We start from the raw sequence: 12,810 nt of genomic DNA on the forward strand, positions 1-12,810 counted from the left end.
TCAGTTCTCTACATCTGCTTTCGCTTTTTTGAAACTGAAGTTCACTTGTTTCTTGGTCGTATAATTCTCATAAGTACCTTCAAAAGCATCCATTCCATCGCCGGTGAACGTACCGTTATACTGCCCGTCGAGAGTACCGTTCTTGTATACATCGTCAAAATGGATAGTATTCGTAACGGCATTCACAGTGCCCGTCAGCGTCTCATCGGTCAGATTCGTATATTGCACATGTATAGTAGCCTTCAAACCTTCCGAGTCTGCTTTCGTTATGTTCAGCGTAGCATTACGCCCTTCGAACGTACCCTCCCATGTACCTACCAGCTCTTTAAGCTTCCTGTCGTTTTGCAGAAAACGGGAGGCATCCAGACCGAATGCCGGAGTATATTGCACAAACAGGTAGGCCAGCCAGCCTACCATCACCATGGAAAGCACGGCACGATAAATGAACTTGCGGATGCACTCCTTCAGATAGGTGGCGTATTTCACCGATTCACCACCGATGGAAGATTCAAAATGCGTTCCCACATCCGCCTTGAAAGCGAAATGCAACGGCTCCAATCCCGTCTCCTCGAAACCTGGATTCAGCAGATGGCTGTGCAGGCTCCGCTCTACCGGAAGCTTGAAATAACAGCTTTTCATCAGATAATAAGCCAGCAGAACCAGAAGTCCGGCCAATACATAATGGGCATATGGCATGATGAGTTCGAGCACAAAATAGACCACATAATAGATTACCGACCCCACTATAGCACCTAAAAGAATACAAAATATAAGATTCTTGAAATCAGAAGCGACATACATAAGGATACTGAAAATTACAGTCATCGTCACAATGGCACCGACGGAGACAGTGGGCAACGGATTTTCTGTGAACGGAAGCCCGTAGAAGCATAATGCAGCTGCAAAAGCCAGAATAGGAATGAAACACAGTATTCCCAGCAATACACGCATCACTGTCAGTATCCTACAACGCAAACGCACTTTCCGCAGGTTCTTATTCACAAAATTGGTGGCAATACGGAAATTGGAAACATCTGTATCTTTACTATCTATTTTTTCGATGAATTCGAGATATTTCACCGTTTCCTGCTCATATGCGAATTTGGGAGAAAGATTCTTCAACGGATTCTCCTGAAAGAAAGTAGTAAGCCAGTCTCTCAAATATCCACTCTCCAGTTCTGCCTTAACTTCTTTCGATGGAATGGACTTCAATCCGTCCAAATCGGTTATACTCTTATCACTATCCTTGAAGTAATAATAAGGTAAAGCGCCCAATCCCTTGATCATCTTAAAGGTAGCTATAATCCAGTTGTAAGGGCCTGCTTTCCGGAGATTATCTTTGGATTTCAGTTCAAAGCAATAATTTATCCATTCAATCTTATCCTCATACACACCCTTAGACTTCAGATAGAAATAGAGCCGCGAACCTTTCAGACTTGAAAGCATGCCGAGAATATAATCGGCATATTCATGATCCGGATCATTCTTCGGTGTATTCTTGTAAACCATCAACTGTTGATTGATGAATTGGGCTATTTGAGTATGCGTGAAATAATAATTATTTGCTGTCTCGTCCATTTGCAGGGTAAAGGAAACCTTAGGACTCAAATTATAAAGTACACCGTAAGTTACCGCAGCATCGGATGTAGTGAAACCTTTCAATTGAGTACGTATCTTCCCTACCAATCCTTTATCACGACCTGCCAACCATATCAGGAAAGACTCTTCCGCCAAATCATTCCACGAATCAGCGCTCAACATATGATTATAAGCATAATGAAGAACTTCTTCCGGTGTATTGCAACGCCCCAAATTCCCCTTTTCATCGATCAATTCATAAGGACGTGAAGGATCAAGCTCATAGATCAAACGCCATAAAGCCTCCCGCTGGCGACCTTTTTTATTAAACAAGGAAGCTGCATTATCCGTAAGCCGCTTCAGATCGTGCGCATTAAAAAAGAGAAACAGGGGATCGTTCGCGTTCGCCAAGGTAGTCTGGTAAGTGCTGAAGTTCTCAATGAGAGATTGCGCTATTTCTTCGGCGGTAGTCCGCGGACGTCCCTTGACATCATAATAGGGCATATCCACATTGAGCGTATAACAGGCGGCATACAGCCCGGCAGTCTGGTCCTTCGGATAGCGCTTTTCTACAATATCTTCGATTTCCGAAACCAATTCCGGCCGCTGATTATCATTCAGCCATTTCGTAAGCTTACCGGTATAGAGATATTTAATGGCAAGATTCTGATCCTGTCGCATAAAATCAGCCAATTGTTCGGGTGAATGTGCTATCTGATTCTTTCCGGCATTAAAAATAATACTGAAACGACGTTTACTTTCCTGCCCGACAAAATCACTGAATACATCCTCTCCCCGAGCCCAACGAACGATTTCGGTAAATCCACAACGTTTTTCCGGCTGCGGTGCAGTCAATGCTTTTATTAATTGTAGCGTTCGTCCCGATAAATCCACAGGAAAAGGCAAATCTCCCGTACGTTTGCGCTTCATCAGTTCAAATTCTCTTTCTTTAAACTCTTTCTCGCCCATCCACAGACAGAGCAAAACCATACCAAGAGAGTAAAAATCACTCTTCGTGTCAATCTCCACCCGATTCTCACCGGGAACCGTATAATACATTTCGGGAGCTGCATAAATGCGGGTACGAGCCTGGTCCGTACGGGCAACTCCATTCTGATCGCATCTTACAGAAATACCAAAATCCCCCAGCAGCACCTGATTCTGATTCTCATCGGCAAAAAAGAAATTACCCGGCTTGATATCCCGATGAATAAACCCATGCTTATGACAGAAATCAATGGCAGCAGCAGCTTGTTTAGCAATTTCACAAAGCCTTCTTTCGTCTCCTTTCAGGTTTATTTTATCCAAAGAGCCTCCTTTACAGTAAGTCATTACTTCATAATGCCTCAATTCACCGGAAACACGCGGATTATCCCACTGACCATGATCTATGATATCCACTAATAATCCCGAGCGCGGAGTTTGTCTTATAATTTCAAGTATCTGATGATTAGGAGGCGGTTCAATACCAACATAATAGAGTTTTAGTACGTACTGCTTTCCCTTATTTTCCACCAGAAAGATCTGAGCTTCTCCCGTCCCATCCGATATTAACTTTATAACCCTGTAATTCAAACCTTTAATAAGATATTCCGTATCATGCTGGCGAGTGATAGCCTCAATCGCCTTTTGCTGTTCGGCACGTAAGGTCGCATCATCTGACGAAACCGGACGCAACGTCTTATCCTCCATTCCACCGGGATGCAGAGTTTTGTCAATGTTAGCTACACCAGGGCGCAAGGTCTTCTTACTATCATCTTCCGGGCGAAGAGTTTTTTCTTCTTCACCAGGACGAAGGGTTTTCTCGGCTTTCAGGGCAGGGCGCAAAGTTTTATCACCGTCCGCACTACCGGGACGCAGTGTTTTATCACTGTCTCTAAAGTCGCTCATAATTCTATATAGTTTTAAGATTAGCCAATCCGGCAAGGCCCCATGAAGGATCAATCATCCTGATACTCAAAGGTTTTTGTAACAGTCACCACATCCTCATATACCCAAGTCCCCCCCAGTTCCGGCTGGGCACACTCACTTGGGTGGCTATGGTGGCAACCGCAGAGGTTACATATCCAACAAACAGGCGCTGTTGTTACGGATTTCCGCAAAACAGGCAATTTCCTTGCCGAATAGTAATTCCGCTGCATCTGTGGCGTCATATCTCCTTCCGGACGAAGTTTCTCCATCAGCAACTTCATTTCTTCCAGTTTCTCTTTATAAGATTGCTTCGCTTCGTCAAGATCTACCTTCTTCACATTCAGTTGTATCTTCGGACGGGTTTGAACAGGTTCCTCCACTTTCGGTTTAGGTCTGGAAACCTGCATTCCTTCAAGAGAACCGCTTCCTGAAAAGAGATCTTTATATTGTTGTATCAGTTTCTTATCGGCTTCACTCAATTCTACAGGAGGCAGTTCCGGTTCCCCCACCGGAAGTTCTTCAGAGACAGTATTCAGTATTTGTTCTTCCAAATCGGCAAGTTCCTGTGCCAATGCCAGCATTTCCTGAAAGACGGGGTCTTTCTTCGCCTTTTGCATTTCCTGCATTGCCATCTCATTCAGGGGACGATTACATTTTCGGCAAAAACTGCGGAAATTAAGGGTATTGCAGTCAGGACAGATAATCCCTGTGCGAGGATTACCACAATCAGGACAGAAGAAATCATCCGCTTCCATCGAGGCACCGCAGAATGAGCACAATTCTGCATGAAGTCCTTGTCCGCAATGAGGGCATATTTCCCAATTAGGCTGAACAGGAGAGTTACAACGCATGCATGAAGTTCCTTTAAGCGCCATGCCACATTCTTCACAGAATTTATCGCCACTGTGACAAGGTGTCCCGCAATTAGGACAACATTGCGGCTGTTCCGCCTGTTTCTCCGAAGTCTTCTGCTGCGCCTTTATCTGTTGTTCCGATAAAGATTGATGTTGCTGTTCCATAAACCGTATTCAGACTATAAGTTGACCACCCAGATTTTAAGTTTCCAAATATATCAAATTATTTGCGGAATACGATGGCGGCAGATAGAAAAAACTCTTTTTTGCTTCTAAACAGAAAAAGAAAGGAATGAAGTTACGAGCTACAGGCTACAAGCTACAAGTAGCTGCGCTATGTTCCGAAAGGCACTTGTAGCTTGTAGTCTGTAGCTCGTAACTGATTCATAACCCTACAAAAATGCACAAAACATAACCAATAGAAATTTAACTCATATTCTGGATATTAGCTATATATATCGGACGCGCAGCATCTATATATCGAACATGTCGCATCTATATATCGGACATGCAGCATCTATATATCCAATACCACCGATATATAGCTCGTTAGTCCGCATCACATACACACTTTTTTCACATAATATGGAAATGCAGCTTGTTATAGTTGCAACAGTGACGATATATTCGTCCTATCAATCACACTGTGTAAGGAAATCGAAAGCCTGTTATTTCTCCCTTTACAGGAAGTTAAGAGTTTGTCGACAGGAAGTTAACTTCTTGCCAACAAACTCTTAATTCCTTGTCGACAAGAAATTGGCACTTTGTAGTGCCTTGATAATCAGCGATAAATTTTCCTTGTACAAAAAGAATATTCGTGCACATATATTACTTGCTTTTCACACCTCTAACATATTCCACTTACTTCGAAATCGGACATGCCTGAAACTACAAGCAACGTCATGATGCAAAACTAGCAATGTCGTAATGCGGAATATTGCTAGTTTTGCGTCATGACATTGCTTGTTATAATTATATTCAATACACCAAAGTGTTATTTTCTTCTTGCAGTCTTTCAGTTTTTTCCCGAGCTCCCTGTTCATAGGCATTTCAGCTGAAACATCCAAGTCTATAGTCGTTTCAGGCATATTTCAGCCGGAATACTGATGAACAGGGAGCTCGGGAAAAAACTGAAAGATTGGTGTGGTTCACAAGCCACTAACCTTCCCTTAAACAATGATAAGAAAAAGAAAAACTGGATGAGTAGTAGTTTTTTTCGTAACTTTGCACTGTTTTAAAGACATTGAATGAATGGAGTTTAAATACGACGTTATCGTGATTGGCGCCGGACATGCCGGTTGTGAGGCCGCAGCTGCTGCGGCAAATCTGGGTTCAAAAACCTGTCTTATCACCATGGACATGAATAAGATAGGACAAATGAGTTGTAACCCTGCCGTAGGCGGTATTGCCAAAGGACAAATTGTACGCGAAGTAGATGCTTTAGGTGGATATATGGGATTAGTGACCGATCAGACCGCCATCCAGTTCCGTATCCTGAACCGTTCCAAAGGCCCCGCAATGTGGAGCCCCCGTGCACAATGCGACCGCAATAAGTTCATCTGGGCATGGCGCGAAATATTAGAAAACATTCCTAATCTGCATATCTGGCAAGATACAGTACGCGAAATTCTCGTTGAAAACGGAGAAGTGGCAGGCTTAACCACTTTACTCGATGTAACCTTCCGTGCAAAGTGCATCGTACTGACCGCCGGCACTTTCCTGAACGGATTAATGCACGTAGGACGTACCAAACTTGCCGGAGGACGTATGGCAGAACCTGCATCTTACGAATTAACCGAATCCATCGCAAGACACGGCATCGAATACGGACGCATGAAAACCGGTACGCCTGTTCGCATAGACGGACGGAGCGTGCACTATGAATACATGGAAACGCAGGATGGAGAATGTGATTTTCATAAATTCTCATTCCTGGATACCAGCGTACGTCACTTAAAGCAACTTCCATGCTGGACTTGCTTCACGAACGAGGAAGTACACCATGTATTACGTGAAGGGTTGCCGGATTCTCCCCTTTTCAACGGACAGATTCAGAGTATCGGTCCACGTTACTGCCCCAGTATCGAAACTAAAATAGTTACTTTCCCCGATAAGGAGCAACACCAACTTTTCCTGGAACCTGAAGGAGAAACGACACAGGAACTTTACTTAAATGGTTTCTCTTCATCACTCCCGATGAATATACAGATAGAAGCACTGAAGAAAGTCCCTGCATTCAAAGACTTGGTGATTTATCGTCCCGGATACGCTATCGAGTATGACTACTTTGACCCTACTCAACTAAAACATACGTTGGAAACGAAGAAAATTAAAAATCTATTCTTTGCAGGACAGGTAAACGGAACTACCGGATATGAAGAGGCAGCCGGACAAGGAATCATTGCCGGAATCAATGCACATATAAACTGTCACGGTGGCGAACCATTTACTCTTGCACGAGACGAAGCATATATCGGCGTATTGATCGACGATTTGGTAACCAAAGGCGTGGATGAACCTTATCGCATGTTCACTTCGCGCGCCGAGTACCGCATCCTGCTACGTATGGACGATGCAGATATGCGTCTCACCGAAAAGGCATGGAAACTCGGACTTGTAAAGAGCGACCGCTATGAATTATTGAAACGAAAACGTGACTCAATCAATAGTATCATAGAATTCACTCGTAACTATTCGATGAAACCGGCATTAATCAATCCGGTATTGGAGCAATTGGGTACCACTCCCCTCCGCCAAGGATGCAAATTGATCGACCTTATAAACCGTCCCCAAGTTACGCTTGAAAACATGGCTGAGCATGTCAGCGCTTTCCGCCGGGAACTGGATAAAGTTACTGAAAGAAAAGAAGAAATAATTGAGGCAGCTGAAATCCTGATTAAGTATGAAGGATACATTGGACGTGAACGAATGATTGCAGATAAACTGGCTCGTCTGGAAAGCATCAAAATAAAAGGGAAGTTTGATTATAATGCCATCCAATCCCTATCCACCGAAGCAAGACAGAAGCTGGTGAAGATTAATCCGGAAACGATAGCCCAGGCAAGCCGGATTCCGGGCGTATCACCAAGCGATATAAACGTATTGTTGGTGCTTTCGGGCAGATAAAGCAAATACGTTCCACGTGAAACAAAGAATTCAATAAACGCATTAAAAATACTGATTATGAGCAAAGAAACTCTTGCAAAAAGCATTCGGGAAATCCCCGATTTTCCTATTCCGGGAATTCTATTTTACGACGTAACTACATTGTTCAAAGATCCTGCAAGGCTTCAGGAACTTTCAGATACATTGTATGAAATGTACAAGGACAAAGGTATCACAAAAGTGGTAGGTATTGAATCGAGAGGCTTCATTATGGGACCTATCCTCGCCACCCGCTTGGGTGCAGGTTTCATTCCTATCCGCAAGCCCGGAAAGCTTCCTGCAGAAACCATCGAGGAAAGCTACGATAAAGAATATGGTAAAGACACCATTCAGATACATAAAGATGCTCTCAACGAGAACGACATAGTTTTGCTACATGACGATCTGCTCGCCACAGGCGGAACAATGGAGGCCGCCTGCAAGCTAGTACAAAAGATGAATCCGAAGAAAATATATGTAAACTTCATCATAGAACTGAAGGAGTTGCACGGAATAGACTTATTCAACAAAGACGTAGACGTACAGTCGGTACTTTCATTATAAACAAAGAGAAGAGACCTGAGAACCACATGGAGAATAACCCTGAACTTAAAACCAGCGAATATCTGAAAGGAATTGTATTAAACCTTCCGGAGAGCCCCGGTATTTACCAATATTTGAATACCGAAGGGGTTATCATATACGTAGGTAAAGCTAAAAACTTAAAGCGAAGGGTCTCCTCCTATTTCAACAAAGAACACGAACCGGGAAAAACAAGAGTACTCGTCAGCAAAATAGCCGATATCCGATATATTGTGGTGAACTCTGAGGAAGACGCCTTGCTGCTAGAGAATAATCTCATCAAGAAATATAAGCCACGGTACAATGTCTTGTTGAAAGATGATAAGACATATCCGTCCATTTGCGTTCAAAACGAGTATTTTCCCCGGATATTCAAGACACGTAAAATCATACGCAACGGTTCCTCTTACTATGGCCCTTACAGCCATGTACCTTCCATGAATGCATTGCTCGATCTTATCAAGCATCTGTATCCGTTACGCACCTGCAACCTGAACCTTTCACCCGAAAATATCCGGGCTGGAAAATTTAATGTTTGCCTGGAATATCATATCAAGAACTGCGCCGGACCTTGTGTAGGGAAGCAATCACTGGATGATTACATGAAAAACATCGGAGAAATCAAGGAAATCCTCAAAGGTAATACGCAGGAAATACAACGGATACTTTTTCAGCAAATGCAGGAACTGGCTGCCGAAATGAAGTTTGAAGATGCACAAAAGGTCAAGAGTAAATACATGCTGATTGAAAGTTACCGTGCCAAGTCAGAGGTAGTAAGCAATGTTCTGCATAATATCGATGTTTTTTCCATAGAGGAAGACAGCGATGGCAAATCTGCATTTATCAATTATCTGCATATCACAAACGGGGCAATCAACCAGGCTTTTACATTCGAGTACAAGAAGCGGTTGAATGAAACCAAAGAAGAACTTATCCAACTGGGCATCATTGAAATGAGAGAGCGATACAAGAGCCTTTCACGCGAAATCATCGTGCCTTTCGAGGTGGATATGGAGTTGAAAGACGTGGTCTTTACAATACCTCAGCGAGGGGATAAGAAGAAACTGCTGGATCTTTCCATTCTGAATGTAAAGCAGTATAAGGCCGATCGCATGAAGCAAGCCGAAAAGCTGAATCCGGAACAGCGCAGCGTCCGCTTGATGAAAGAGATACAGGAAGAGTTACACCTTGAACATTTACCCATACAAATAGAGTGTTTTGATAACTCAAATATCCAAGGCTCCGATCCGGTTGCCGCCTGCGTGGTATTCAAGAAAGCCAAGCCCTCAAAACAAGACTACCGGAAGTACAATATCAAGACCGTAGTAGGTGCAGACGACTACGCCTCCATGAAAGAAGTCGTAAGACGCCGTTATCAGCGCGCTATTGAAGAAAAAGCAACCCTACCCGACCTCCTTATCACCGACGGTGGAAAGGGACAAATGGGCGCCGTAAAAGAAGTTCTGGACGAACTAAACCTGAATATCCCCATTGCCGGACTTGCCAAGGATGGCAAACACCGCACATCCGAACTGCTTTATGGCTTTCCACCGCAGACTATCGGTTTAAAACAAAACACTCCCCTGTTCCGATTATTGACGCAGATACAGGATGAAGTACATCGTTTTGCCATTACTTTCCACCGCGAAAAACGCAGCAAACGACAGATTGCTTCCGAGTTGGACGAGATAAAAGGCATTGGAGAAAAGACAAAAGCAGCTCTGCTAAAAGAGTTTAAAAGCGTAAAGCGCATAAAAGAAGCATCCCTGGAGGCGCTTACGAAGGTTACAGGAGAAGCTAAAGCAAAAGTTATTGAAGAATATTTTAGGAGTTAACTCCTCCTTCTACATATTCATACGTACAAATTGCAGGCAATCACGAATTTATTCGTAACTTTGCATCCGGAAAAGTTTTAAAAGATTAGGATAAAAAGAACATGAGAGTAGTCATACAACGTGTCGGACACGCTTCCGTTACAATCAACGGAACATGCAAGTCCGCTATAGGGAAAGGGCTTCTGATATTGGTAGGTATTGAGGAAACAGACGGACAAGAAGATATTGACTGGCTTTGCAAAAAAATTGTCAACCTGCGTGTCTTTGACGACGAGAATGGAGTAATGAACAAATCAATCCTCGACATTAACGGTGAAATACTGGTAATCAGTCAGTTTACCTTGCATGCTTCCACAAAGAAGGGTAATCGTCCTTCATATATACGTGCAGCAAAGCCCGATATTTCTGTTCCGCTGTATGAACAGTTTTGCAAAGATTTGAGTTTTCTATTAGGCAAAGAAATAGGTACCGGAGAATTTGGTGCCGACATGAAGGTAGAATTATTGAACGATGGCCCTGTGACCATCTGTATGGATACAAAAAACAAGGAATGATGACATTAGAAGAAGCTCAGCATCAGGTAGATTGCTGGATTAAAAAGTATGGTGTACGCTATTTCAGCGAACTCACCAATATGGCTGTCCTTACCGAAGAGGTAGGTGAACTGGCAAGAGTTATGTCCCGCAAATACGGTGACCAATCCTTCAAAGAAGGAGAAAAAGATAATATCGAAGACGAAATAGCGGATGTCCTCTGGGTACTACTCTGCATTGCCAATCAGACAGGTGTAAACGTCACTGAAGCGTTTGCCCGCAATCTGGAGAAGAAAACCCAACGGGATAACACCCGCCATATCAATAATCCTAAATTGCAAGACCATGGAGAAGAATGAACCTAACCAGAACAAGTATGATGCCGCATTGGCAAAGTACAACACACAGCTGGACGATACGGAAGTAGCTGTCCAGGTAGCGAAAATCATTGCAGAAAAAGTGCCCGGAAACCATACGGAGGAGGTCAAGAAATTCTTGTTCCACTGCATTGATCTTACTACACTGAACACTACGGACAGCGATGAAAGCGTGATGAAATTCACTCAAAAAGTAAATCAGTTCGATGAAGAATTCCCTGATTTGGAGAATGTCGCTGCTATCTGTGTTTACCCTAACTTCGCAGAAATCGTAAAGAGTACCCTGGAAGTAGAGGATGTAAAAATAGCCTGTGTTTCGGCAGGTTTTCCTTCCTCACAAACCTTCACAGAAGTAAAAGTAGCAGAAACCGCCATGGCACTGATGGAAGGTGCAGACGAAATAGATATCGTAATTTCAGTAGGCAAATTCCTGAGTGGAGACTACGAAAACATGTGCGAAGAGATACAGGAACTGAAAGATGTCTGCAAGGAACATCACATGAAAGTGATTCTGGAAACAGGCGCTCTGAAGAGTGCTTCCAATATCATGAAAGCCTCTATTCTATCTATGTATTCGGGCGCAGACTTTATAAAGACATCTACCGGGAAACAACCACCCGCTGCAACCCCGGAAGCTGCTTATGTAATGTGCCGGGCTATTAAAGAATATTACGATAAAACCGGCAATAAAGTAGGTTTCAAACCTGCCGGAGGCATTAATACCGTAAATGACGCCGTCATCTACTACACTATCGTCAAAGAGGTGCTTGGCGAAGAATGGCTCGACAACCAATGGTTCCGTTTGGGAACTAGCCGCCTGGCCAACCTTCTACTTTCGGATATTAAAGGCATGGAAATAAAGTTTTTCTAAAGATAGAAGTAAAACTGAATATAAAAGCCTGACAGGAAATTCTGTCAGGCTTTTATATTATGAAGGCAGTACAAAATTTTCGGGGAAATCACTTATCGCGGTCCACTACATAATCCAAATAAGCAGCAAGGCCGGCTTTTACATCTGAATCAGGCAAGGATGCCAATAATAAAAGCGCTTTTTCCTTATAGGCAAACATGGTCTGCACTGCATATTCAATGCCACCTTGTTGCTTGGCAAATTCGATTAATCGGGCGATTTCATCGGCCGAGGCAGTACCATTTTTCACTTTGACGGCAATCTCTTCCGCACTTTCATCCTTGGTAGAGTTCAAGGCATAAAGAACGGGAAGGGTCAGTTTGCCTTCCAACATATCGTTTCCTGTTGGCTTACCTATCTCCTTACTATCATAATAGTCGAATATATCATCCTTAATCTGGAAGCAAAGACCGATATATTCACCGAACTGGCGCGCAAATTCCGCCTGTTCATCGGTCACTCCTACCGAGAGAGCACCCGATTTGGTACAAGCTGCAAAGAGCACAGCCGTCTTCTTACGGATCACATCAAAATAGATTTCTTCGGAGAATTGGAGATTACTTACATTAGAAAGTTGAAGAAGTTCGCCCTCGGATAAATTCTGTCCCAGACGGGAAACCACATCAATAATAGCGTAATTATGCGTCTTGCCTACCTGCACAAGTGCGGTTGCCAAAAGGTAGTCACCCACCAGTACCGCTACCTTATTATTATAAATAGCATTCACCGACAGCTGTCCGCGACGCTCGGTACTTTCATCCACCACATCATCGTGTACCAGACTGGCCGTATGTAATAATTCAAGGGAAACCGCCGCATGAAGTGATTCGGGACAAATCCGTCCATATAGCTTTGCCACAAGCAGCAGCAAAATCGGACGCATCATCTTCCCGTTCTTTTGTCGAATGTGTGAGATTACTTCATTCAGCAAAAAGTTGGAACTGGTAAGCGAATTATCAAACAGCTTTTTGAAATCGTCCAGTTCTGCCGCTATCGGAGTTTTTATGAGTGATGAGTTGTCCATGCATCGCTATTTTCCCACAAAAATAGTAATAAAACACTTAATACGGTATTTTTTTGTACTTT

The 12,810-nt window shown here is 43.3% G+C and carries 9 protein-coding genes; 6 read left to right on the forward strand and 3 right to left on the reverse strand.

Features of this window, described 5'->3' with window-relative positions:
- Together K6V21_RS05000 and K6V21_RS05005 are read right to left on the reverse strand one after the other, a co-directional pair.
- Positions 1–3,468, reverse strand: a complete 3,468-nt coding sequence (locus tag K6V21_RS05000) for a protein kinase domain-containing protein (protein WP_224321046.1) — start codon at positions 3,466–3,468, stop codon at positions 1–3.
- Positions 3,469–3,518: 50 nt separating this feature from the next.
- A complete protein-coding gene (locus tag K6V21_RS05005; RefSeq protein WP_224321047.1) occupies positions 3,519–4,508 on the reverse strand; it encodes a zinc ribbon domain-containing protein in 990 nt (329 codons plus the stop codon).
- A gap of 1,086 nt (positions 4,509–5,594) precedes the next feature.
- Between K6V21_RS05005 and mnmG the strand changes: the two genes are divergently transcribed.
- From mnmG to deoC, 6 genes are all read left to right on the forward strand, one after another.
- A complete protein-coding gene (mnmG, locus tag K6V21_RS05010) occupies positions 5,595–7,469 on the forward strand; it encodes a tRNA uridine-5-carboxymethylaminomethyl(34) synthesis enzyme MnmG (protein ID WP_224321048.1) in 1,875 nt (624 codons plus the stop codon).
- Between the two features lie 57 nt (positions 7,470–7,526).
- Positions 7,527–8,051: an adenine phosphoribosyltransferase gene (locus K6V21_RS05015; RefSeq protein WP_224321049.1), complete on the forward strand. Its 525-nt coding sequence runs from the start codon at positions 7,527–7,529 to the stop codon at positions 8,049–8,051.
- 26 nt (positions 8,052–8,077) lie between these two features.
- Positions 8,078–9,904 carry an excinuclease ABC subunit UvrC gene (gene uvrC / locus K6V21_RS05020; RefSeq protein WP_224321051.1) on the forward strand — a complete coding sequence of 609 codons (1,827 nt, stop codon included), beginning with the start codon at positions 8,078–8,080 and terminating at the stop codon, positions 9,902–9,904.
- 101 nt (positions 9,905–10,005) lie between these two features.
- Positions 10,006–10,458, forward strand: a complete 453-nt coding sequence (gene dtd, locus K6V21_RS05025) for a D-aminoacyl-tRNA deacylase (RefSeq protein WP_007216627.1) — start codon at positions 10,006–10,008, stop codon at positions 10,456–10,458.
- On the forward strand, positions 10,458–10,796 hold the full coding sequence (locus K6V21_RS05030) for a nucleotide pyrophosphohydrolase (RefSeq protein ID WP_026366777.1): 339 nt from the start codon (positions 10,458–10,460) through the stop codon (positions 10,794–10,796). Before dtd ends, K6V21_RS05030 begins: the two co-directional genes overlap by 1 nt.
- Entirely contained in the window at positions 10,783–11,685 is a 903-nt protein-coding gene (gene deoC, locus K6V21_RS05035; RefSeq protein WP_224321052.1) for a deoxyribose-phosphate aldolase, read from the forward strand. Before K6V21_RS05030 ends, deoC begins: the two co-directional genes overlap by 14 nt.
- 88 nt (positions 11,686–11,773) lie before the next feature.
- Here deoC and K6V21_RS05040 read toward each other — a convergent pair whose 3' ends face one another.
- Positions 11,774–12,748, reverse strand: coding sequence for a polyprenyl synthetase family protein (locus K6V21_RS05040; protein WP_224321053.1), 975 nt, complete (start codon positions 12,746–12,748; stop codon positions 11,774–11,776).
- Positions 12,749–12,810 lie beyond the last annotated feature (62 nt).

It is taken from the genome of Bacteroides cellulosilyticus (genome assembly GCF_020091405.1).
In the GTDB taxonomy this organism is placed as follows: Bacteria; Bacteroidota; Bacteroidia; order Bacteroidales; family Bacteroidaceae; genus Bacteroides.